Origin of the sequence: Methanobrevibacter sp. (assembly GCF_045646205.1) — an archaeon.
Taxonomy (GTDB): Archaea; Methanobacteriota; Methanobacteria; order Methanobacteriales; family Methanobacteriaceae; genus Methanocatella.
In genome coordinates this window covers 1-24500 of the sequence record NZ_JAZRKF010000003.1, presented here as the reverse complement: position 1 = coordinate 24500, position 24500 = coordinate 1, and the positions used below count along the sequence as shown (strand labels likewise).

Here is a 24500-nt window from a genome sequence, read left to right as displayed (position 1 = left end):
AACTGTGGAAGCATATAATTCTTTTTGTGTGGTTGTTGCAGACAGTCCAACAAATTTGCTTCCAGCATCAACACCCAAACTGATGTCTTGCTTATAACCTGTTGACCAGTATAACAACTGAATGGTAAACGGTTTTCTATTTACTACTTTTGCTTTTTTATTCTTTAGTAATTTTCTTGCTTTTGATGGTTTGCATGGCATTAATGGTTTTTTATCTTTGTTTAGTACATAAACTAACGTCATTTAGTTTACCCCCTATTCCTAGGTATTATTTAGCCTTCGCCAAAGTTATTTCCGAGTTTTATATGTATGACAACACTGTTCCTCCATCTCAGAACTGTTTAATCACCATACCGCAGAGCTACAGACTAGGCTAAAACATCCGTAGGTGCCTATATAGTATTATTTCGGAATAACGTAGACCATATTCAAATGGCCTCTGGCTATTCAACCAGTGGACTGTGAAAATAATTCACAATCCACGACCTCTATAGGCCGTGGTAGTTGAATTTCCCTTACCATTTCTCCATATTCCATAATATCATTGTAAAATAATGAATTTTTCATTTCTATCACCTGTCTGCGATATTTTTCTCTAAAATATTAGTGAGGTTAATTCAGGTTTTATATTTATTTCTTATTTTAAATTTTAACTTATTTAAATCTTTTTTCAGGTTTAACTCCATTATAATTTGAAGTTAATTTTTAAAGCATCAAAAAACCACGGAATCATCTTTTCAGGTCTTTAATTGAATCCGCCATATTTAATTTCTTAATTTTACGTGAAAATAAATAATTGGTAATTATTGATATGAATATTATGATTATAAAGCTTATTAGCATGTTTGTATCTGATATGGATGCTATCATATAGAAGTTATTTCCAAATGCAGGAATCAGTATTGACAGAATATAATGGCCTATTGGCACGCCCAGTATAAATCCGATGATAATGAAAAACAAGCTCTGTGCAGCTAATAATTTCGTTAATGTTCTGTTTTTAAAACCTAACACCTTGAGTGTTGTCATATCCTGTTTCATTTCAGTAAAAGACAGCATGTTCAAATTGTAAAGAATCACTATTACAAGAACAACTGCGAAAAATATCAGTGCATTGATTATTATCGTTGAAGTTTCTTCCATCTTGTCCCAGCCATAAATCAGATCCTTTAAATAAATCAGGTCTGCTCCGTGCTGTGATTCAGGTAAATGCTGTGCAGTCACTATACTTGTTGGGGTGAAATTTAATCCCAGTTCCTCCAGTTTGCTTGGAGACATAATCAACCCTTGAGAAAATGGGCTGGAATGTATTTTATCAATTTTAATTTCAATATCCTTGCCGGTACCTATCATCTGATATTTGAGTGTGTCACCAATATCTACGCCCAGGATTTCTGCCATCTTTTTGGAAATTGACACTTCATCATTATCAATATGAAGTTGATTATGTTCATCATCTGTTGCCGTAATCAAATCCGTATTGTTTAAAACCAATAGCGAAGCTGACACGGATTTATTGGTTATCAGTTCAATGGTTGATTCCATAATTACGGCACCTCTGATTTCTCTGGAAATGGAATTGATTTCGAATAAGCTTGCATTACTGTCAAGCATCAATTTGGATTCAAAATGATTAACATCATTAAAATACCAATCCTTTGATTCATCCATCTGTTCCGCTAATCCAAATCCTGAAACCAAAAGTACAGTACATCCGATTACGCCAATAATTGTCATCACTGATCTGAATGGGTTTCTTTTAATGTTTCTGAAATTCCATCGAATGGTAAATGGAACCTTTCTCCAGATTCTTAATTTTTCAATAAATGATAAACTTGATGATTTTGGAGCCTCCGGTTTAATTATGCTGGATGCAGGTTCATTGACAATATTGCTGATTGAATAATATGAAACTGCAAGTGATAATGCTCCTAAAATAGGAATTAATATTAAAAATGGAAACATTTCAGTCTGATGCCAATATGGGAATTTAAAATAGAATATTCTGGACGGATGAGCAATTGCATGAAATATGACTGGTCCCAGGAATGTGCCCATTGCCGAACCTAATGTTATCAATAGGAAGCCCGGCAGCATGTAATGCAGGGTTATAATACTATTTTTAAATCCGTTAGCTTTTAAAATACCAATTTGTGTTCTTTGATGTGAAATAATTCTTTTCATAGTTGTTAAAAGTATCAATAGGGAAATTAAAATAAATATTGGTGGAAAAACGGAAGATAATGACTTTTGCTGAGAGATTGATTCATCAACTACCTTTACGCTATAATGATTATTCTTTTCTAAAAATGTGGTGTAATATCCATGCAGGCGATAATCCAATAGTTTTGAAAAGGTTTCAGGTTTTCCCTTAAAATTGACATTGAGAACATTGTATGTAATGTTATCTGATGGAAATGCCTTATTTGACATGTAGGCAAAACCTGTGGAATTATGATTTGGCACTGTTGAACCTGCAGGTGAATTGTAAACATATTCCGGGGAATAGCCTAATCCTTTAATCTCTTTTGTAATTTCATTTCCATGGCTTTCAAATGTGATGTTGTCTCCAACGCTAAGGTTTCTTGCATCGGCAAATGTTTTATCCAGCCATACTCCTTCGGAATCATTGATATCCAATTCTTTTCCTTCAACCAAATAAAATTTGGAAATCGTGTTGTTTTCAACAAAATGCAATACAATCTCTGGAGTATTTTCTAATTTTGCATAGGAGTCAACAACCAGCTGTCTTTCCATTTCGGTGGTTGCTCCCAGAAGATACACCTGTTCCAGAGATTCATCTACAAGATAATCCGAATATATCCAGCCGTCTGCCAGATTTGTTTCTTCATAATAATCATCGAGTGTTGTCTCAAAGCTGGCTGTATCTACATACATTCCGGTAAATACGCTTACTCCGATAAATGCCATTAGTAAAATGGATATGAACTGTACTTTATACTCCATCATATCCCTTAACATCTTTCTTTTTAGCATTTAAATTCTCTCCACTCAATAATCTGACTATTTTTATGTAATCTTTTTTTAAACGATATAAACATTTATAATTATATTTAATTTGATATTTATTTTTGTTTAAAGGTAGTCAGATTCTGAAAACTTTTAATTCTTTTTATTCTTAATTATTCTTTATTAAATACTTCAAATTTATTTATATCTTATTTCAATTCTTTATTTTATAAATTCAAAGATAAAGAGTGAATTATATGATGTTAACATTAATCATTATGGAAACAGAAAAAACGCACTGATCATAAATAAAAAATAGTAAAATAAACAAAGAGCTGGTTTTCATATATATGCAAAAACCAGCGAAAAAATCTAAAGAGGCATTAAAGAGGAGGTTTTATATGAATTAATTACCAGACCAATCAAAACATTCTTATTACCGTTAGGTGTTAATTGATTAACCGTATTACCATCGGCTGTTAATTCAAAACAATTGCCGTTGATGGTTTTATTGACAATAATTCCATTACCGTTAATTAAAAGCATTATGTCGTTAGCTATTATTGGATTGATTGCATATGTGAAATTTATTTTAATAACGTAATTGTTTCCTTCTTTTGTAATTATTATTTTTGCTGAATTCGCAGCTTCATCCTTATGCTTTTCATTGCTTTTTAATGTATGATATTCCATCAGTTTTTCATTATCGAATGATGGAGAGTTTTGTCCCCACCAGTTGTTCTTAATGGAGGTATAATAACCGGAATTGAAAACTTCCTTACCCTGGCCTGAAGCATCATCATTTACAAATGCGTTATTTGTCAATGTTAACTTGGATGATTTGGAATCAAGATAAATTGCTCCACCACGCCCATTAGTCGCTTTATTAGACTTGAAATAAGATTTTTCAACAGTTATGGTGCTTTTACCATTTACATATACTGCTCCGCCCTCTTTAGCTTTGTTTGATGTGAAAATACAATTTTTTATAGATTTAACTTCACCAGCATATACGGCTCCGCCAAGATTTTCAGCCCAATTATCTGTGAATGAAGATGAATCCAGTGATATAGTACCTTTTGAGCATATTGCTCCACCATAACGTTTTTCAACACCTCCATTGGCATTATTACCTGTAAAAGTACATCCAATAAAAGCATATTTTGACCATCTTGAGTCCATATATACTGCACCGCCATCTCCCTTATTAGCGGAATTATTTTTAAAGATGCAGTTATTAAAATTACGTACAGCTGAACATACTGTATCTAGAGAATTGATATACACTGCTCCACCATCACCGTTTTTAGCCTTATTGGATTCAAAGTAGCAATTATTCATACTAGTCATTTTATCTGAATATATTGCTCCACCATGATTTTCTGCCCAGTTATCCTTAAAGTAACATCTATCTAACGATATACGGTTGGAACAGTATATTGCTCCGCCCTCACGTTTTCCAGATCCTTTATCGGCGGTGTTTCCAGTAAAGTTACAATTATCAAAATTAACAGCATAACAACTATTAATATGTATTGCACCACCATCTCCCTTAATGGCCTGATTTTTAATAAAACTACAATGGTTTACATTGAAAGTTGTTTCATGTAAATCATCCATATACTTATCAACATATACTGCACCACCGTGACCGTCTTTAGCAGTATTTCCTTCAAAGTAACAGTCATTCATCTGGCTAACCCATTTGGCATATATTGCTCCACCGCGATTTTCTGCCCAGTTATCCTTAAAGTAATTTCCATTTGTATAAATTTTTCCCTCAGTACATATTGCTCCACCAAAACGTCTTGTAATACCTCCATCGGCATAATTTCCTATAAATATGGACTTTGAAACATAAAAACGAGTACGTTCTCCGTCAACATAAACAGCTCCACCATCACCTTTATTTGCATAATTTTTAGTAAAATTACAGTAATCCAAATAAAAATAAACTGTTTGTTCACATGCCGCAGAACGCTTAAAATAGATTGCTCCGCCATCGTCACTTTTAGCTTTGTTTTCTATAAAAGTAGAATGTAAAATTGATGATGGGTCGGTGTAACTACTGATAGCAAAAACTGCCCCTCCTTTATTGCCTGCAACATTGTTTTTAAAAGTACAATTAGAAATATACATATTACCTGAATTATCATATACGGCTCCACCACAATCTTCAGCCTCATTTTTTTCAAAAGTACAGTTGAATAATTTAATTTTATCTGAGTACATGTGGCTATAAATAGCTCCTCCACACTCTTTAGTAAAACCGTTAATAATCCTTAAATTTTTTATTATGAACAATTTACAATTGACATCAAATGCTTTACAAAGACTTTTACAATCAATGGTATGGCCATGACCATCAATGGTTAATTCCTTTGATATTGTTACAGGAGTTCCTTTAGTTGCAACGTAATCCCTATGCAAATCCAATGTGGAACTTGAATTAGCGGAATTCACTTCCTTTTGAAGATCATCTAAAGTGCCGGGTGTGGTGTCTATTGAATTATTTACTTCAATTCCCTTGTCCAAAGGTAATACAAAATCAGTTTTCTCGCATATATTTTGGGTATCATTCATATTATCTGCTGCTGAAACAGCACTGACAGAACAGAAAATTAATAAGACGATACCGATAATTAATAATCTTTTCATTTTTTCCCCCATAATAAATTATTTTTATCGATATTTTAAAATGATAATTTTTATAGCTAATAATTTGAATTAAAGAGCATATAAAGCTTTTCGAATGCAAGTACTTACTTACATGAGGTATTTCATGATTGAAAAAAGAGAGAAAATACATAATATCTGATAATTACTAAAAATTTTCATAGAAAAATTAAAGTTTCTGGAAATGTCAAAAAACCGATACATTTATATAGTATTAAGAATATAATATTAAGTACTGACTTGAAAAAATGACCGCACCATTTGAATACAGACTATATACGAATTTATCATAACATTAATGGGAGATGATAATTATGATAGCATTTGTAAAAGTCACTGGGTACACAGTGTTCTAAACCAAAATATTTTTCCTGACTGTAAACTCTATCTTTGAGTTTGACCATTTGACAATTTACTCTAGAGAGTAATAGCGTTGTTAAAAATAACCATTATCATAAAAAGAGGAGAAATATGAATATTAATTTAAGAAAAACCATTGAAAATACCGTACCTGTGTGTGATGAATTTCCATTCTACGTTGAAGAGCTCAGCCCGTCCGGCGAAATGCCAACCCTTTTAGGAATGGCTGATGAAAAGTACTCATTCAGCGAAATGGATGATGAATTTTTCGATTTTGTTTCAAGAAAAGTTCATGAAAACGGCATCTACATCAGGCTGATTCATATCATTGAAAAAAGTGCTGATGAGTCACACATTACTTTTGAAATAGAAACAGGCCTTGAAAAAACAACCATCAAAACTCAATTCAGTGATCTTGATGAAGTCACAGACATCGGAATCAAAATCCAGGGAAGCGACATTACTGTAGGAACTACAAAGTTTTCAAAAAGACCCCATTTTGAAAGAATAGATGAAAATGAATTTTTGTCTATGATTGCTGATGAACTGATTGATGATTTAATCTTTTACGATTAAATCTCTAAATTTTTTAAGGAGTGATAGCTATTAAAAATATCTTATTCATGATTTGCTATTTAGTAAGCTGTATCTTGTTTGTGAACGTGTTTTTATTATAAACCGGAGGTGTATTCAATGGAAAATTGTCCAAACTGCCAAAACCACGTATGCGTAAATGCTTCATTTACACAAATTTTGAACTTTTTGGAATTAGTCACTGAGTCTAATTCCTTTGAAATGGAGAATAATGAGGAATTCATGCTGATGGAGTTCATCCTAAGTGAGGATTTCATCAACAGGCACAAAAAACCTCGCAGAATTCCTTCAAAAATTCCCCGCAAATTGCCGAGGGAAATCTCCAACAATCTCTTTGACAGGCTCACTGAAGATAATTTCCAGGAATACTGTGGAGTTATCTCTGTAACCTGCAAGAATACGCCTCTGGTGTTTGAATACACTTCTTCAGGTGTTGATCTGGAATACCTGGATAACTAGGTGGTTCTATGATTTCATATGAGAAAGTCCATCCGGCTCAGGCCTACTGGAAGCTTAAGGCCTGGGCAAGAGACCTTTTGTGTGAGCACGACCAGTGCGTAATCTGTGGAAGCGAAAATAACCTTGAAGTCCACCATATAATCAAATGCGACAGGAAAAATCCCTTGTATTTCAGTCCCGACAACGGGGTGGTGATATGTCACAGCTGCCACAGCATGTATCACAGAAAATACTCTCAAATCAATCCCCACACATTTGTGAGGTTTTCACAGAAATATTCTCTAAAGCTTAAAAGGAAAACCGGATTGAAAAAGTGAGCTGACTATTTTTAATGGGGAGGAATAATTCCTTCTCCAAAAATATTTTTATATGCTTGAATAAATATTCATATGTTTAGGAGTGTTTGTGATGAAAAGTATTATTGTTGTAGACTGTTTTTCAACGGGAATTAATTTTATTGGCGATATTGTTAACAGAGGATATAGGCCGGTTGTACTTGAGCTTAAATCCGGATATGATGATGTTGAAGAGTATAAAGCTATAGCGAATTCATTTTATGATAAAATTGATGAAAAGTTTGACATGATTTTTGAAAAGGATTCATATGAAGAAACTTTGGAAGAGGCAAGGAATTGCAATCCCGAAATCATCGTGCCCGGTTCTGAAAGGGGAGTGATTCTTGCAACAAAACTCTCTAATGACTTGAACCTGCCATGCAATCCTATAGAAAACATTGATGCAATGACTTTAAAGGATGAAATGCACAACAGACTTGCTGAGAAAGGTCTCAGATATATAAGGGGTCATGCGATAACAACGGTAGAGGAGGCCTGTGAATTCTATGATGCGGAGGCTTTGACTGAGGTTGTTGTAAAGCCCGTATACAGCGCAGGTTCCGTCGGCGTTAAGATATGTGAAAACAGGGATGAAATGATTGATGCAATAAATTTAATGCTTTCAGAAAAGAATCTGTACGGCCAGGATATTAATAAACTGATTGTCCAGGAGCGTATAAAAGGTGAGGAATACTTTGTAAACACAGTTTCCAATGAAGGAATCCATCGTGTAACTACAATATGGAAATACAACAAGGTACATACTGCTGATGGGGACATGATATACGATACTATTGAAACAGTAAATGAAATTGGTATTGGTGAGGCTGAAATGGTTGAATATGCATATAAGGTGGCTGATGCCATAGGAATTCAATTTGGTGCTGTTCACGGTGAATATATGATTGATTCTAAAGGTCCTGTATTGATTGAAGTCAACTGCAGACCTAATGGATGCACTATGCCTGCCGAGTTCATTGATAAGATTTCAGGCCAGCATGAAACCGACAGTATACTTGATTCATATCTGAAGCCTTCACGTTTTCATGCAAAAAGAAAGGAAAGGTATCAGTTAAATGCATATGGTGCCTTAAAGATATTCATCGTTCCCGAAGACATCATGGCCCGCTCAGCTCCGATGATTACGATTTCACCTAGACTTAAAAGCTTCTATAAGACCACTCTTGATTATATTAAAGAGGATACATTTTTCATGAAAACCAAGGATTTGGAAACTTCCGGAGGTCTTGTTTATATGGTCCATAATGATAAGGGCGTATTGCAGGATGATATTGATTATTTGAGAAGTGTTGAAAGAAATGCTTTCAATCTTGTATTGAGTGACGAAAAGGACATGGATTATCAGTTGGATGAAGAAAAGATTGCAAAGGATTTGAAGGAAGTTGTTTCAATAACTGAAGAGTATGGAACCGGGCTTCTCATAACTGATCAGTTCCTGGAAGATGTTGATGTTTTGCAGGTTGGTCTTGATGATTTGCAGGATTTAAATGGTGAATTTGACTATGTCATTGTCAATTTGAACAGGAGTCTTGTTGATAAAAGGGATGATTTGAGTGCTGACATTATTTTAGATATATTTTCAGATATCAAGGTTGGTGGAATAGTGTTCATTCCTGAAACCACTTACAGATACATTTCAACTGGAAGAAAAGGAGTTGAAGCTCTAATAAAGACTTTGGATTTGAGAATTGAAATTCCTCCACATGGTTTCAACCCTGGAATTATCGCTTCCAGAAATCATTAGAATACTTGCTTTAAATTAATTTTTCCCTTTAATATTTTTTAATGGCAGGTTTAATCTTGTGTTTTAATTAAAGATGAAATCAATTAAATGCAGGATGTAATTAAAAAAATAAGTATTTGAATGATTGAATGTATGAGTATTCAATCATCTTTTATTTTCAAGTATACCATTGTCATGTCATCATACTGTTCGGCGCCTTTGGTGAAGCTTGAAATGTCATTTAAAAGCGGCCTTATCGGATCCTTGTCACTTTCAAATCTGTTAAAGAAGTTCAATAGTCTTTCTTCACCGTACATTTCATTGTCCGTGCTGTTTGCATCGGTTATTCCGTCAGTATATAAAATCAGTTCATCGTCTAAGTGGATTTCTTCTTGTTTATACTCATAGTCTTCCATAACTCCCAAAACGATTCCTGCATCAACGTTTAAATATTCAAATTTATTGTTTTTCTTTATCAATGGAGGATTGTGTCCTGCATTTGAAAATGTTAATTTTTTACTTTTCCTGTTATAGATTCCGAACCATAATGTAAGAAACATGGCCTCTGAGTTGTTTTCACTTAACTTATTGTTGAGTCTGTACATGACTTCTGTAGGGTTTTGGACGTGATCGAGCATTTCTTTTAGGGTAACCTGGGTAATCATTGCAATCAGTGCTGCAGGCACTCCTTTTCCTGATGCATCACCTATAACAATAGCTAAATTGTCATCATCAAGCATATAATAGTCAAAGAAGTCTCCTCCAACTTCCTTTGCCGGATGGGAGTATCCATTAACGGTGAAACTCTTATTTTTAATAGCTCTTGTCGGAAGGTTTGCTGCCTGGATTTTCGTTGCAATGTCAAGTTCCGCTTTGATGCGTTCCTTTTCACCTTCAATTTCATGTATGTTTTCAATATAATTATTGTTGTGATTGATAAGTTCTGTATATGAACGTGCAAGGGTTCCGATTTCATTCTGTTCGCTGATGTATTTGGAATAGATTTCAACGAGCCCTTCACTTTCGATTTTTTCGTTTTCTTTAATGAATTCCTCAATTTCTGAAAATGATGAAATCGGTTTGAGCACTTTGTTTTCAATGTATCTCAGGATGATAATTCCCGGAATAAAGAATAATATTAAAACGGCATCGCTTATTATGAGTGCAGGCATAAAAAGTAGGTAAATACTGGCTTTAGGAAGAGTTAATATGTAGTCATAGCTTAAAATGGAAAATACCAGTCCCAAAACGGCAATTATTAATGATATTATTAGGAAAGTGCGTATAACGTTTTCAACAATAGTATTTCTTGCACTTTCCATTATCTCATTTTTGAATGGTTTTGTAAGATATGCAATCAATAGAATCATGATTAAAGCTATTTCGACAATTGAGATTTTTGCACCTAAATTTAAGACCAGTGATGCTGATGAGAAAATTGAAACAATCAGCAATAAATAAAACAGTGTCCTGTATAATTTTTTATTCAGAGGTCTTTTTGATATTTTTGGGGTTTCTACAAAATCGAATTTATTGCATATCCATATTCCAAGTATTCCTGTTATGAATGCAAAATTAATGAAGTTCAAAAAATATGATACGAAAAAGAACTCGTCATATGCAGGTCCGTAAAATACTCCGTCCATGATTGCATGAACGCCTGCAAATATGAGTCCGCATATCAATATGCTTGATAAAAACAGCATAAGATGGTAAATATTATCCAATTTTGGTTTTGTAATCTTTTTTGTAATAAATTCTGTGTACCAGAGCTTGTATGCCAGATATGAAACTGCAAAACTGACTATTGCTGAAATAAAATGCATGGTGAGAAAGTGGGGGTCATCAAATCCGGTAAATATGTCAATGGTTAAGTCTCCCAATACTGCACCTAAAGCACCGTATGGGCCGAACAACAGACCAAAAACAAATAATAATCCTGAATGTGCATTTTCTATTCCCAAATTAATGAATAGGGAGTGTGAGGATATTAAAAAGATTACTTCTGTAATTAAATAGGATATGAGTATTTTTATTACTTTGGATTTCATTATTTACACATTTTTAGTAATTTTCAAGTGATTTTCACCATTTTCATAGTGGTAATCAAGTTCATCGGCAATTTCTTTTGTTAAAAAAATTCCCAGGCCTCCGACTTCCGCCTCATCAATAGTATTTGGGGCGGTAGGATTTTCCTTTAAAAGCGGATTGAATTCAAATCCGTTGTCAACAAATTCCAAGGTTACTGTGTTGTTTTCAAATTCAACATTGACTGTAATGAATTCTGTTTTTGAGTAATTCACGATATTGACGAAAGTCTCTTCAATAATCAGATTGATCTGAAAGTTTTTTTCGCCAATTTCGTTTGTAATGAACTCTGTTAAAGTGTACAGCTCAGTTATTTCTGGTTTTAAAGTAATCGTGTTCATTCTATCGTTAATATTTTGTCGAAACCGGACATTCTGAATATTTCGCTCACTGCATCGTTGACGTTTTTGATGACGAGTGGAACATTATCTGCTTTAAGTTTCTTTTGGGTTGCAATAAGCACTCTAAGACCTGCACTTGAGATGTATTCCAAATCTGTAAAGTCTAAAGTCAATGATTCAAAGTTTCCAATCTCTGAATTGATTTCTTTATCCAATTCCTGGGAAGTGATTGTGTCGATACGGCCTTCAACAGACATCAACAAATCTTTTTCATTATATTTTTTAGTGATTTTCATTTTTAATCCTCTTAACAATCAATTTTTACATTAAAAAACATTAAATAGTATTCAATTTAATAAGTTTATATATGGATATTATAGTACAAAAATATTATGATGACTTGATTAATTCTTTTGATTTTCCTACATCAATTTCACCCGATGTAAAGGATAAGCAGGTTCAATATGAATTAATTTCAATTCCTTATAATACTCGAATAAAAGAATTAAAAAGAAAATATGATTCTTCTAGAAACAACTTGTTTTTATCAGTTTTCTTGTTTAATCTGGTTAAGTTCTCATTTTCAAAGGATATTCTTGTGGGATATAATGCACAGGCTGCAGGATACCATTTCAACACTGACTTGTCTGTAGAGGATTATATCTATGACTTCAAGTCTCAGTTCAGGGATTATCCGGAATATGATGATTTGGAATTTGAAAGTGAAATTCTCTTTACAAACAGGGATTATGATAAGGAGAATTACAAATTCGTCTTTTCATATGACACTGAAAACATTATGGTTGAATATGATTCCTCATATTATTCCAAAGAGATAATTAACGCATTTCTTGAAGGATTCAACGTGCTGATTGATAAGTTCATTGATGACGCTGAAGAGTTACTCAGAAATGTTTCAATCGTCAAAAACCTTGATTATGATGAGGGTTTTGAAGTTAAACTGGCAAATGAAGGACTCATCAATAAGATATTTGAAAATGCGGTAAGCGAAAATCCCGATAAGCTGATTTTATATACTGATGACGGGGAATTTACATACTCCGAGCTCAATAAAAAGGCCAACAGAATTGCCCATGCACTCATTAAAAGAGGCCTTAAGGTTGAGGACAGGGTAATGCTCATGATGAGGCGTAACAGCGATTTGATTGCAAGCGTGCTCGGTACCGTTAAGGCAGGTGGGGCATTCATACCTATTGATCCGAACTATCCGAAGCACAGGATTGACCAGATGCTTGAAGACAGTGACTCCCAGTTTGTCATAACAAACAAGGATGTGGTTTATGAAGGCGATAACGGAGTACATGTATCAGAGCTTCTTGAGGAAAGCGATGAGACAAATCCTGATATTGAACTGACTCCGGATAATCTGTGTTTTTTAATTTATACCTCAGGTTCCACAGGAAAGCCTAAAGGGGTCATGATTACTCACAGAGGTATTTCAAACTATATTGCAAATCATCCCGAAAACGTTCCGATTTATGAGCTCAACAGAAAATGCTCAAAGTTCGTTTCAATTTCCATGATTTCATTTATCGTATTCTTGAGGGAAATATTCGGAACAATACTTAACGGACTTCCTGTTGTATTCACCAATGACGAACAGCTTGTAAACCCGTTGGAATTCTATAAGCTGTTTAAAAAGCATAATGCTGATGCATTCGGAGGAACGCCTACAAGGCTCATTGAATATTTAAGTATAAAAGAAATTCAGGAACTTGTAAGTGAATGTAAGGTGATTGTCGTTGGAGGAGAAGGTTTCCCACCAATATTATACGACAGATTAAGGGAATATACCGATGCGGACATCTACAATTCCTACGGACCTACAGAAGTTACAATCGCATCCCACTATAAGCTGATTGACAGCAATGAGATTACTGCCGGTTGGAAAATGCTCAACGTCGTGGATAAGATTATGGATATTGACGGAAACCAGCTGCCTGCACATGTTCCCGGAGAAGTTTACGTCGGAGGTGCCGGAATAGCCAGAGGTTACATCAACAATCCGGAACAGACCGAAAAGGTATTCATGACATTAAATGGAATCCCATATTACAATACAGGAGATTTATGTAAAAAGGATGAGCATGGTGAGCTTTATGTCATGGGACGTAACGACGGCCAGATCAAGCTTAGGGGTTTGAGAATCGAGCCTTCAGAAATCGAGACGTTAATAGCAAGGTTTGATAACGTTTTAATTACAAAGGTACTGATTAAAAAGGTAAACAATACAGATTATCTCTGTGCATATTTCACTGCATCAGAAGAAATCGATATTGAGGATTTGAAAAAGCATCTCCTGGACAGTCTTCCTGCATACATGCTTCCGTCATTCTTTATACAGATGGATGAGTTTCCAAAAACTCCGAACGGAAAGACTGACTTCAAGAATTTACCGGATCCTCACATTGATTTGGACGCATTTGTCGAACCTTCAAATGACATAGAACAGGGAATATTCGATATTGTTTCGCAATTGCTCGGCACAAGTGAGTTCGGCGTAAACACCGATTTGTTCCAGGTCGGTTTAACTTCACTTTCTGTTGTTCAGCTGGTATCTGCGGTCTATGATAAATTCAATACTCAGCTTATGGTTACAGAGGTAATGAAATACAAAACCATCGAAAACATTGCAAAGGAAATCACCTTTGAGGAAGAGGAATCCGAAGAGTTGCAGGAACTCTATCCGTTAACCCAAAACCAGCTTGGAGTTTACTTCGACTGCTTAAAGCATCCGGAAAAGCTATCCTATAATCTTCCTAAAAAGATTGAGTTTTCAAATCCAATTGATACTGAAAAACTCAAATCATCAATTTCAAAAGCTATTGACAATCACCCATATCTTAAAACTGGAATTGTGATGCATGACGGTGAGGTCTACCAGCAGAGAAGAGATATTGACGTTGATGACTTGATTGAAATTGTAACCGGCGAAACTGATGTTAATGACTTTGTAAGGCCGTTCAATCTTGAAGAGGATTTGCTCTTCCGCTTCAGGATAGTAAATGACTCAGTGCTTCTTGCAGATTTCCATCATATTCTTGTTGACGGAACTTCACTCAACATTTTGTTTGATGAGATTGCAAAAATCTATGACGGAGCCGAATATGAAACAGAGGAAATTGACGGCTTTGAATATTCACTTAACGAAGTTAAAATAGAAAACTCTTCAATGTATAAGGAATCCGAGCTATTCTTCTTCAATAAAATCAAGGAATTTGATGAAGCAACATTAATGACTCCGGATTTAAGCGGTGATGAGGATATCGGTGTTGGAATAGAGGAAAACCTTTACCTTAAAAAGGATGAAATTGACGCATTATGTAAAAGCTTATCAGTCACTCAAAATAATCTCTTCCTTGCAGTAACGTCATTTGTACTTTCAAAATTCGCATATAACAAGGATTTGCTGATTGCAACAATTACAAACGGAAGATTCAATCCGAACCAGCAGAAAACATTGGCTATGATGGTCAAGACCCTGCCGTTGGCATTGAATCTGAATTCCGATATGACAATTTCCGAGTTTCTCGAATACATCAACAAGGAATGGTTTGACGTACTTGCACATTCATCATATCCATTAACTAAAATTTCAGACGGATACGGAATAGTGCCAGAATTCTTCTACGCTTATCACGGAAAGATTATCAGCGACATTGAAATCAACGGCGAAAGCGTTAAAAGGGAATCTCTCGATGAGGATAATTTAAAATTCAAGGTAAATCTGAATGTCGTTGAGCATGACGGTAAATATGACGTTTCCATAAAATATAATGATCAGCTGTATTCCCCAGCAATCATCGAAACATTTTTAGAAAGCTTTTCAGTTGTTTTAAATAAATTTAAAGCTTTGAACTCTGATACTCAACTTAAAGACATTTCCATTGTTGATGAAAGCATGGAATTGTCCTTGGATAAACTTGAATATGATGAGATTGAAGAGCACAGACTTAACAAGATATTCGAAAAGCAGGTTGAACTCAATCCGGATAAGGTAATTCTATATGCAACGGACGGTGAGTTCACATATGCTGATTTGAATGAAAAGGCAAACAGAATCGCTCACAGTCTTATTAAAAAAGGAGTCGGTCCTGAAGACAGGGTAATGTTTATCCTCAATAGGGACAGTAATGTCATGGCATCAGTGTTCGGTATCTTAAAGTCAGGTGCAGCGTTCATTCCTGTTGATTCCGAGTATCCTGCAGAAAGGATAGAGCATGTATTGACAGACAGTGAATCCAAATTCATCATAGTCGATGACGTCATTGAGAAAAAGGGAATTGACTTGTCACAGTATGAGGATAATCTTTTAGACATCAATGAACTTCTTGAAGAGACAGACACTTCAAATCCTAACCCTGATGTTTCAGGAGACAATATGGCTTATCTCATCTACACTTCAGGTTCAACAGGACTTCCTAAAGGTGTAATTCTCGAGCATGCAAACATTGCAAACTTCGTTTACCCGGACCCTAGAAACGTCTGTACTTATGAACTTGTAAGTAACCTTGAAAAAGAGGATTATAAGGTTTTATCCACTACAACAGTGGCATTTGACGTGTTCCAGCAGGAACTGATGGGTTCACTTCTGAACGGTGTTCCGATGGTCTTTGCAAACGACACTGAATACAAGGATCCTATTGAAATGATGGATTTAATCGAAAGAAGCGGCGCAAACGTCTATGTTGCAACCCCTTCACGTTTACTCCAGTATCTTGAAATCGAGGCAATGCAGGAATGTATGTACGGATTCAAGGCATACATCTGTGCAGGAGAGCCTTTCTCACAGAGACTCTATGAACTGCTGTCTGAAAATTCCGAGGGTAAAATATTCAACATGTACGGACCGACCGAAACAACGGTTTACTGTAACGGTACAGAGCTTAAAAGCCCAGACATCTCAATCGGTAAGGAACTCTTCAATGTACATGAATTCATCATGGATGCTGATTCAAATCCTTTGCCTCCTAATGTTATAGGTGAGCTCTTTATTGCCGGAAAGGGTGTTTCAAGAGAATACCTCAACCGTCCTGAGAAAAACGCCGAAAGCTATGAAGTCATTAACGGCATCAGATGCTATCACTCAGGAGACTTCGCAAAGGTCACTGAAGATGGTGAGTTCTATGTATTCGGAAGAATGGACAACCAGATTAAACTCAGAGGTTTAAGGATTGAAATCGGTGAAATCGAATCAGGAATCGCAAAATATCCTGGAATTCAATCCGTAGCGGTTGTAGTTCGTGAAATCAAAGGAAATGACCATTTATGTGCATACTTCACTGTCCATGATAAACTCAGGGACAAAAACCGTGATGAAAACGGATATTCAATCGATGTTGAGGATTTAAAATCAGCACTGGCTGAAAAACTCGTATACTATATGGTTCCTACAGTCTATATGGAACTTGATGACATGCCTCAGACCTTAAACGGAAAAACCGATTTGAGAAACCTTCCGGAACCTGTATTAATAACGGAATATGTTGCTCCGGAAAATGAAATCGAGGCATTCTTTGCAAATCTCTTTGCAGAAATCTTGGGCCTTGATGAGGTAAGCGTAACCGACAACTTCTTTGAAATAGGGGGAACATCACTTCTTGTAACAAAGATTACAATGGAAGCTTTAAATCAGGATTATGAACTGAGCTACGGTGATGTCTTTAAAAATCCTACTCCAAGACTTCTTTCAGAAATCGTATCGGCAAGTGACTCATCAGCATCAAGCGATGAAATCAAATACGATTATTCCGATATTAACAGACTGCTCAAGAAAAACAGTCTTGAAAACATGATAAACGGCGAATTGGATGAAAGCCTCGGCAATGTCTTGTTGACAGGCGCTACAGGATTTTTAGGAGTCCATGTTTTAAAGGAACTTATTGAAAATGAAACAGGTACAATATACTGCTTTGTCAGGTCAAAAGGAAGCCTATCCGGTATGGACAGGTTAAAGTCAATTCTCTTCTATTACTTTGCAGATGAATTCGATGAAAATGTCTTTGATGAAAGACTTGTGGCCGTTGAAGGTGACATTACAGACTTCAAATACTTTGAAGATATAATTTCTGTTAATATTGATACAGTAATCAACTGTGCCGCTAACGTTAAGCATTTCTCATCCGGAACAGACATCGAAGACATCAATCTGGGCGGTGTAGTCAACGGACTTAAATACGCCAAGATGAAAAATGCAAAATATGTTCAGGTTTCAACCTACAGCGTTGCCGGTGAAAGTATAAATAATTTCCCACCTCTTGATGTTGCATACAGCGAAAAGGACCTGTATATCGGTCAGGGAATAGACAACCAGTACTTGAACAGTAAATTCATGGCAGAAAGGGCAGTTCTTGAAGCCGCCATTGAAGATGACCTGGACGTTAAAATCATGAGGGTAGGTAACCTTATGGCAAGAAGCTCAGACAGTGAATTCCAGATTAATTTCGAATCCAACGGATTCATCAACCGTTTAAAGGCATTTGTAACAATGGGTAAGATGCCTTATGCAATGCTTTCAAACAACGTGGAATTCAGTCAGATTGACATAACCGCAAAGTCAATCATTGAACTTTCAAAGACTCCTAAGGAATGTACTGTTTTCCATCCTTATAACTCTCACAATGTCACTTTTGCAGATATCATCGAAATCATCAGTCCTTTGGATTTAAAAATTGATCCTTGTGAAGATGATGAATATGAAAATGCATTGAAAGAGGCTCTTGCGGATAAATCCAGGCAGGAAGGTGTTTCAGGACTCATTACCTCAATCGGTTCCGGAAAGGTTAAAAAGCAGTGGCTTTCCGTTGACAACAATTACACGACACAGGTACTCTACCGTCTTGGAATTAACTGGCCTATAATATCTGAAGAATATATTTACACATTCGTCAAATATTTAAATGATTTAGATTTCTTTAGTGTAGGTGAATAAAATTGTATGCACGTAATTATAAGTTATTAAGCTCGAAATTCAGGGAATTTTTCTTCCCTACCCTTTTCACCTCAATGACAGGTAATATATGTATGGTTGTAGACTCCATCATTGTAAGTAACCTGATTGGAGCCATGGCATTATCAGCTATTCAGCCTGTTATTCCTGTAAGTACATCAGTCAATCTGATTTACTGGATGATCGGTTTAGGTGGAAGCGTATTGTGTTCTATTGCAAAAGCTGAATTTGACAGTGAGCGGAGTAACCGGATATTTTCGATATCGATAATATCTCTGCTTGTATTCGGAATACTTGTTGCGATTCTGGGTACGATATTCGCCCCGCAGATTGTTCCGATATTGTGCCGCTCTGTTGAGACTCAGCCATTGGTTTATCAGTATTATGGCGTTTATGTATTGGGAATGCCGTTTTTATGTTATATTATGAGTCTGTCATACTTCATCCGTACTGATGGTATTGTAAAATTACCTTTCAGGGCATTACTCTTATCAAATTTAGTCAATATCATGTTTGATATAATTTTCATTGCAGTATTTAAGATGGGTGTTGCAGGTGCAGCCTGGGCAACGATTGTGGGTTACGTTTTCGGATGCGTATACATGTCAACATATTTCTTCAGCTCCGAGAGAACCCTGGATTTTGTAAAGGTAAAATCAAAGGTCTTTTTCGAAACCCTGGCAAACATCTGCAAATCCGGATTTTCAGGCGCATCAACCCAGCTCTACCTGACCATTAAGGTATTTGTAATAAACACTTTAATTACCATATATATCGGTCAGTCAGGTCTTGCCGCTTTCAATATCTGTTACAACACGCTCTTTATTCTATACATGTTCTTAATAGGTACCGCACAGACCATGTCTCCGATTGTATCCGTATATTATCAGGAGGAGGATTATCGCAGTGTTAGCTATATAATGAAGAAATCCTTAAGAATTGTTCTCACATCAAGTGCGATACTTTCAGTTCTTCTTGTTGTATTTCCACAAATTGCAACATTCCTTTTCCATGTCAAAAACCCTGCAGACATGCCTGTTGTATTGAATGCGGTTAGAATATTTGCATTGAGTTATCTTGGAATAGCCATTACGTTCCTATACACTTTCTACGCTCAGGCTATTCAGAAAAACACTCTGTCAAATACAATATCCATACTTGAAGGATTCATACTTCCTGTTGGCTTTGCATGTGTCCTGTCATTCATATTAGGTCCAAACGGAATCTGGATTTCATTTACCGTAGCTGAAGTGCTTACGATACTCTATCTCTTTATCTATTCAAGGCATGTCCACAGAAAGAGCAATGGAGAATACTCAGGATTCTTTATAAACAAGCACAATGACGATACAAAGGTATTTGAACACACCATAAACGGCAAAGTTCCAGAAGCTGTTGAACTGGCCCGAGGCGTCAATGAGTACCTTTCCCCAAACAAGTCAGCTACCCTCGTAAGTCTTGCCATTGAAGAGATGCTTGTAAATATCATCAACACCAACGAAAAGGTTGATACCATTGACGTTATTGTGAGAAACAATGATGACAATATCCTGATTTCGATAAAGGATACCGGAATTGACTTCAATCCGGTAATCGAAATCGATAATGAAAATCTTGAATTTGACAATATCTCTCTGCTCAATAAGATTGCAGAAAAGATTGACTACTCAAGGGTATTGGGTTTAAACAGTACTGTAATAACTATAAAAAATTAAAAAGGGATTTATTCCCTTATTTTTTCTTATTTTAGGATGTAAGTGGCTACTTACACTCGAAACCTTTATATATTACTTAATTAATATTAATATTAAACTTTAAATAAAATATGGGAGATTTTAAAATGAAAATGCATAAAATTTGTCCGAGATGCGGATCTACAAATATCGATTGGATTATACCTCAAAACTGGTCACAATGTGTCTGCAAAGACTGTGACTATACAGGACCTGTCATCGAAGGAAACGATGAATTCGTTGAAGAAATCCGTGAAGCTTACAAAGAATCTTTAAAAGACGAAGAATAATGTTGGAGGCTTTTAAATGTTAGGCTTAAACAAAAAGCAAGTAGATGAAAGTATTAAAAATCCGCCTAGTGATGATTCATACCCTTTAATACCTCTTTTGTACACGAAAAATAAGAGTGTCGGGGTAAATGCATTGTCACTTACAGTAATTGACTTGATAAATCAGGACCAGATCAGATGCGATATCGATTTGGACGACTCATATGAAGTGGGCAAAAAGCTAACTCCTCAGGACATGGAAGTCATGAAAAAAATAACCCTTAGAATAGCTAATAAGGGTGAGCTTAAGACTTCAGAAACGGCAGCTATCAATCTGTTGAAAAACCTGAATAAGAACAGGAAGTTCAACTTAAAGGCAATGGCAAAACAGACCAACAGCTCTTCCGTTGCAAATAAATTCGAAAGTGACTTCAACGATTACATCAAGGCCCTGAAAAATGAAAACGGCTTTGAAGGTGAAAATTACTCAGATATCGTTGAAAACGGCAAATTAACATCCAAAGGAAAAGAAATCAAAAAAGGATGGAAAGAATTTGAGCATTACTTGAAGTCAAAAGACCTGACTGAAAAATATCCTCCGGAGTCTGGCGAGGAAAGTTCCTCACAGATAATCTATGGGGCATGTTTCGGCATTGAAAAGGAAGCTTTGGCTTTAAGAGAGAACAACTCTTCATTGGCTGATTTCATTGACAAGGACGGTTTTAAGTTATTAAACATTATATTCAACAACGCATTGTTGAATGTCAGTCAAAAACGTAAAGGGGATGGAATATTCTATGGTGTTAACGATAAGTATACCATTCCTGGTGGGGGATAATCCTCCACAAATCTATTTTTTTCTTAGATGCATCTACATACATCTTTTTAAAAATTTCTTTTTATACTATGTGCTCTTTTAAATTAATGATTCCTTTAAAATTTTAATAGTTTGACTTTGAAGCTATTGAATTTTTGCAGCTGTTTTTGATTAAACAGCTGCGTTTTGGTTGAAAAATTCTTCAGGAAAATTTGAGGTAGTGTCTCCTAGATGAGATTAATTCCTAAATACCACATTTGTACATATACTTAATTCAAAAAAAATTTGGAAGTGAATGATAAAATTTTCTAGGAGACTAGTTATTATTTTGTAATATGTAGTATTTAAATCTTTTTAATTCTAAAATAAAAGCAATATTGCTCTAATATTAGAATTTTACTCACTTTTAGCAATATTTACTTTGGAAGGTTTTCAAAAAATATTAAAAACATTGTTAATAAAGTATACATAATGAGGTGTATATCATGGACTACAACAAAATAATCATTATTCTGGTAATTGCAGTTGCTGCTCTTCTTATAGTGGGATTCGTATTTTTCAATCCTTTTAAAACGGATACTAACATTAATATTGTATCGGATAGTGTACTGTTTGATGGGGATAACTTTGTAGTCCAGTTAACTGATTCTAAAGCCACACCGCTAGCCAATGAGACTGTAAATCTCATCATCACAGATGCAAACGGAGGTCAAAATGCTCAGAAGCTTAAGACAGATGCAAACGGTATGGCAATACTGCAGCTAAAGGGCATGACTCCTGGAAAATATATTTTCAATGTTCAATTTGACGGCAATTTGCAGTATAAGGCATTCAATACCAGTCAGAATATTGAATTGACGGAGCTTACAAGCGTTTCATCATCAACTTCACAGTCAGATTCTTCTTCAGCTCTTCCATATAACATTAATAACCTGCCTGCGAGCAATGATCCGAATCCCGAAACTAAAAGATATCAGATTGATGAGTATCATGTAGCGCAGGAATACAGCGACCATTATAGAAGCATTGTTGATTTAAGAACCGGTGAAAGGCACGGCGGTTATTTTTAAGTAGGATATTATGAAATCAAAAACTTGTCCTTTTTGCGGAAAGGTAAATGGGGTCGACCACAGATTCTGCGTTTACTGTGGAAAGGAGCTGCCCGTTGTGGAAGTAAATTCAGCCAAAGGCCAGGACAATTTAAAAAAAGAGGATTTTATTAACTGTCCTGAATGCAACGCCCTTAATTACAGTGTGAGTGTCGAGTGCAGCGAATGCGGATATCTTTTTGATGAGGATATTAAAAGGACTTTTCGCACTTCTACAAAAAGGGAATATAAAAGATGTCCCAGATGCGGAAGTATTCTCCCTCAGGACGCTAACAACTGTGGAATATGCGGTTTTGAGCTGATTTTAATAGATTATGATAATTCAGATGAGTTTTTCAACAATCCATTATATAAGGAATACGGTAAAAACCGTGACTTTTTTAAAAGCATTAATGTCTTTCATGATTATGATGACTTTTTATTGAATTTTAAGAATTACTGTGATGAAAATGACGTTTATATGGGATTTTCCAAAAGGGGAATGGTCCAGTGTCCTCAATGCACACATCTTTTCAGCTTTATTTCCCCATATTTCATCAGAAATCACATGTGTCCACACTGTCATCATGAGTTTGATTTCGAGTCTGAGGAGAGATACTGTCCAAATTGCGAAGAGGCTGTAGGTGTTGGTCAAAAGATTTGCGGTTGCGGTTATGAGCTTGATTTTGTATCAACTGATAAAATCTACTGTCTTAACTGCGGAAGGCCCGTAAGCAATGTTCAGCTTAAATGTGATTGCGGATATGAACTGGCAGATATTCCGTGTCTTAAGTGTTTTAGCATTAATCCATATACAAACAGCCACTGCACTTCATGCGGAAGTCCTCTTCAAAGTTCTGAAGTTGAATTTCCTGATAAAGCACCTAAGGGATCTTTGTATCAGGACAATAGGCTCGTTTTAGATTTTGATTTTCTTAAAAGCCAGGCATTGAAAAATCCCTATGATGAAAACGGGATGGTTTATACCCAAACGCTTCAAAGAGAAAATTCAAAATATGAAAGAATAATCGATGAAATATCTGCAAGATGGTGGATAACATCCCCATTCAACTGCAAGTCATGTAAATCAAAGATTGATCCATTTAAGGACTCATGTTCAAAGTGCAATATCATGCATTATCCTCTTGGGTGTGAAAATAGAATCCGGGAACTTAAAACATCCAGAAACTATTATGTTGAACCGGGAAGAAGTGATGAACTGAGCGCCTTGAAATGGAGCTATAAACTAAGTGAAAATGATTTAAAAGATTATATGAATTCATTGACTCCTAGAATCGGTGAGTCCCAGCTGAATTACCGATATAGGCTTTTCAATGAATTCTGGGAAACTTCAGCTATTCTATACCTCATTAAAAGTATATGGGGAATATACTTTAAAGACAGATGTATGGGATGTTTGACTGAATTAAAGGATAATCAGATGACATGTCCGTCCTGCGGCATGAAAAAGTTTGTTTCTCCTTTATGTGAAATTTTTAACGACGAAAAGGTTGAAAGTGACAGAGTTCCTTTTGAGCATGAATGGGATGCTGAAGGACTAACATATGACGAATGGATGGATATGTACGGTTACAGGCATTAATGGTGGGAAATTGTATGAAAAGGGTAATATGTCGCAGATGCGGGAAAAAGCAGGAGGAATCCTTCAAATTCTGTAGGGACTGCGGTAATTCACTTGCTTTAAAGGCATGTCCCGAATGCGGAACTCTTCAAAGCAGGGAGTTTAAGTTCTGCAAAAAGTGCGGAGCCTTGCTTTCAGGTAAAAAGTCAGATGAAAGAAACTTTAACATTTTTGTGCAAGAATTCTCCGGCTTCTGCAAGCCGGAGATGAATTGCACTTTAAAGGTATCCTCCTATTATTAGAGTTACTTATTTTTTTAGTTCAATGGGGGTGTTAGTTTAGTCGTCAAATGCTCTCGGATAAAGTCTTTATATATGGGAGTATTATAAATATGGTTGTGGAAGAAAAACATAGTATTTGATTGATTTAAATGAAGTTTAAATTGTTAAATGATTTTATCTTTATAACTTTTAG

At 35.5% G+C, this 24500-nt stretch carries 17 protein-coding genes; 11 read left to right on the top strand and 6 right to left on the bottom strand.

The features are described 5' to 3' along the window. The 3 genes from ACKI44_RS00750 to ACKI44_RS00740 form a co-directional block, all read right to left on the bottom strand. A partial coding sequence (locus tag ACKI44_RS00750; protein WP_407420808.1) for an RRXRR domain-containing protein occupies positions 1 to 243 on the bottom strand: 243 nt, incomplete at its 3' end. Between the two features lie 486 nt (positions 244 to 729). Then, the gene (locus ACKI44_RS00745; RefSeq protein WP_407420807.1) at positions 730 to 2997 is read right to left on the bottom strand and encodes an FtsX-like permease family protein; all 2268 of its coding nucleotides are present in this window, start codon (positions 2995 to 2997) and stop codon (positions 730 to 732) included. A gap of 345 nt (positions 2998 to 3342) precedes the next feature. Then, complete coding sequence (locus tag ACKI44_RS00740; protein WP_407420806.1) at positions 3343 to 5628, bottom strand: hypothetical protein; 2286 nt, start codon at positions 5626 to 5628, stop codon at positions 3343 to 3345. 489 nt (positions 5629 to 6117) lie between these two features. Here ACKI44_RS00740 and ACKI44_RS00735 point away from each other — a divergent pair, with 489 nt between their 5' ends. From ACKI44_RS00735 to ACKI44_RS00720, 4 genes are all read left to right on the top strand, one after another. Beyond that, positions 6118 to 6582, top strand: coding sequence for a hypothetical protein (locus tag ACKI44_RS00735; protein WP_407420805.1), 465 nt, complete (start codon positions 6118 to 6120; stop codon positions 6580 to 6582). 117 nt (positions 6583 to 6699) lie between these two features. Further along, positions 6700 to 7059, top strand: a complete 360-nt coding sequence (locus ACKI44_RS00730; protein ID WP_407420804.1) for a hypothetical protein — start codon at positions 6700 to 6702, stop codon at positions 7057 to 7059. Between the two features lie 77 nt (positions 7060 to 7136). After that, positions 7137 to 7376, top strand: coding sequence for an HNH endonuclease (locus tag ACKI44_RS00725; protein WP_407420803.1), 240 nt, complete (start codon positions 7137 to 7139; stop codon positions 7374 to 7376). 91 nt (positions 7377 to 7467) lie between these two features. Beyond that, entirely contained in the window at positions 7468 to 9159 is a 1692-nt protein-coding gene (locus ACKI44_RS00720) for an ATP-grasp domain-containing protein (protein WP_407420802.1), read from the top strand. A 140-nt stretch (positions 9160 to 9299) separates the two neighbouring features. Here ACKI44_RS00720 and ACKI44_RS00715 read toward each other — a convergent pair whose 3' ends face one another. The 3 genes from ACKI44_RS00715 to ACKI44_RS00705 are packed head-to-tail and all read right to left on the bottom strand — an operon-like array spanning position 9300 to position 11863. After that, positions 9300 to 11189, bottom strand: coding sequence for a SpoIIE family protein phosphatase (locus ACKI44_RS00715; protein WP_407420801.1), 1890 nt, complete (start codon positions 11187 to 11189; stop codon positions 9300 to 9302). A gap of 3 nt (positions 11190 to 11192) precedes the next feature. Further along, on the bottom strand, positions 11193 to 11567 hold the full coding sequence (locus ACKI44_RS00710) for an ATP-binding protein (protein WP_407420800.1): 375 nt from the start codon (positions 11565 to 11567) through the stop codon (positions 11193 to 11195). Next, entirely contained in the window at positions 11564 to 11863 is a 300-nt protein-coding gene (locus ACKI44_RS00705; protein ID WP_407420799.1) for an STAS domain-containing protein, read from the bottom strand. Before ACKI44_RS00705 ends, ACKI44_RS00710 begins: the two co-directional genes overlap by 4 nt. A 71-nt stretch (positions 11864 to 11934) precedes the next feature. Here ACKI44_RS00705 and ACKI44_RS00700 point away from each other — a divergent pair, with 71 nt between their 5' ends. From ACKI44_RS00700 to ACKI44_RS00670, 7 genes are all read left to right on the top strand, one after another. Further along, positions 11935 to 18519: an amino acid adenylation domain-containing protein gene (locus ACKI44_RS00700; protein ID WP_407420798.1), complete on the top strand. Its 6585-nt coding sequence runs from the start codon at positions 11935 to 11937 to the stop codon at positions 18517 to 18519. Between the two features lie 2 nt (positions 18520 to 18521). After that, positions 18522 to 20252, top strand: a complete 1731-nt coding sequence (locus tag ACKI44_RS00695) for an MATE family efflux transporter (protein WP_407420797.1) — start codon at positions 18522 to 18524, stop codon at positions 20250 to 20252. Positions 20253 to 20377: 125 nt separating this feature from the next. Next, entirely contained in the window at positions 20378 to 20560 is a 183-nt protein-coding gene (locus ACKI44_RS00690) for a hypothetical protein (RefSeq protein WP_303736198.1), read from the top strand. Between the two features lie 16 nt (positions 20561 to 20576). Further along, complete coding sequence (locus ACKI44_RS00685; protein WP_407420796.1) at positions 20577 to 21377, top strand: DUF2207 family protein; 801 nt, start codon at positions 20577 to 20579, stop codon at positions 21375 to 21377. 464 nt (positions 21378 to 21841) lie between these two features. Beyond that, positions 21842 to 22426 carry a hypothetical protein gene (locus tag ACKI44_RS00680; protein WP_407420795.1) on the top strand — a complete coding sequence of 195 codons (585 nt, stop codon included), beginning with the start codon at positions 21842 to 21844 and terminating at the stop codon, positions 22424 to 22426. Positions 22427 to 22436: 10 nt separating this feature from the next. Further along, complete coding sequence (locus ACKI44_RS00675; protein WP_407420794.1) at positions 22437 to 24047, top strand: zinc ribbon domain-containing protein; 1611 nt, start codon at positions 22437 to 22439, stop codon at positions 24045 to 24047. Then, positions 24047 to 24328, top strand: coding sequence for a double zinc ribbon domain-containing protein (locus tag ACKI44_RS00670; RefSeq protein ID WP_407420793.1), 282 nt, complete (start codon positions 24047 to 24049; stop codon positions 24326 to 24328). Before ACKI44_RS00675 ends, ACKI44_RS00670 begins: the two co-directional genes overlap by 1 nt. The last annotated feature ends 172 nt before the right edge of the window (positions 24329 to 24500 follow it).

What these genes read in the sequence shown, in the direction of transcription:
- ACKI44_RS00720 (WP_407420802.1), top strand. Translation starts at nt 7,468, where the DNA reads ATGAAAAGTATTATTGTTGTAGACTGTTTTTCAACGGGAATTAATTTT.
- ACKI44_RS00735 (WP_407420805.1), top strand. Translation starts at nt 6,118, where the DNA reads ATGAATATTAATTTAAGAAAAACCATTGAAAATACCGTACCTGTGTGT.
- ACKI44_RS00710 (WP_407420800.1), bottom strand. Translation starts at nt 11,567, where the DNA reads ATGAACACGATTACTTTAAAACCAGAAATAACTGAGCTGTACACTTTA.
- ACKI44_RS00740 (WP_407420806.1), bottom strand. Translation starts at nt 5,628, where the DNA reads ATGAAAAGATTATTAATTATCGGTATCGTCTTATTAATTTTCTGTTCT.
- ACKI44_RS00700 (WP_407420798.1), top strand. Translation starts at nt 11,935, where the DNA reads ATGGATATTATAGTACAAAAATATTATGATGACTTGATTAATTCTTTT.
- ACKI44_RS00670 (WP_407420793.1), top strand. Translation starts at nt 24,047, where the DNA reads ATGGTGGGAAATTGTATGAAAAGGGTAATATGTCGCAGATGCGGGAAA.
- ACKI44_RS00685 (WP_407420796.1), top strand. Translation starts at nt 20,577, where the DNA reads ATGTTAGGCTTAAACAAAAAGCAAGTAGATGAAAGTATTAAAAATCCG.
- ACKI44_RS00730 (WP_407420804.1), top strand. Translation starts at nt 6,700, where the DNA reads ATGGAAAATTGTCCAAACTGCCAAAACCACGTATGCGTAAATGCTTCA.
- ACKI44_RS00745 (WP_407420807.1), bottom strand. Translation starts at nt 2,997, where the DNA reads ATGCTAAAAAGAAAGATGTTAAGGGATATGATGGAGTATAAAGTACAG.
- ACKI44_RS00715 (WP_407420801.1), bottom strand. Translation starts at nt 11,189, where the DNA reads ATGAAATCCAAAGTAATAAAAATACTCATATCCTATTTAATTACAGAA.
- ACKI44_RS00705 (WP_407420799.1), bottom strand. Translation starts at nt 11,863, where the DNA reads ATGAAAATCACTAAAAAATATAATGAAAAAGATTTGTTGATGTCTGTT.
- ACKI44_RS00680 (WP_407420795.1), top strand. Translation starts at nt 21,842, where the DNA reads ATGGACTACAACAAAATAATCATTATTCTGGTAATTGCAGTTGCTGCT.
- ACKI44_RS00690 (WP_303736198.1), top strand. Translation starts at nt 20,378, where the DNA reads ATGAAAATGCATAAAATTTGTCCGAGATGCGGATCTACAAATATCGAT.
- ACKI44_RS00675 (WP_407420794.1), top strand. Translation starts at nt 22,437, where the DNA reads ATGAAATCAAAAACTTGTCCTTTTTGCGGAAAGGTAAATGGGGTCGAC.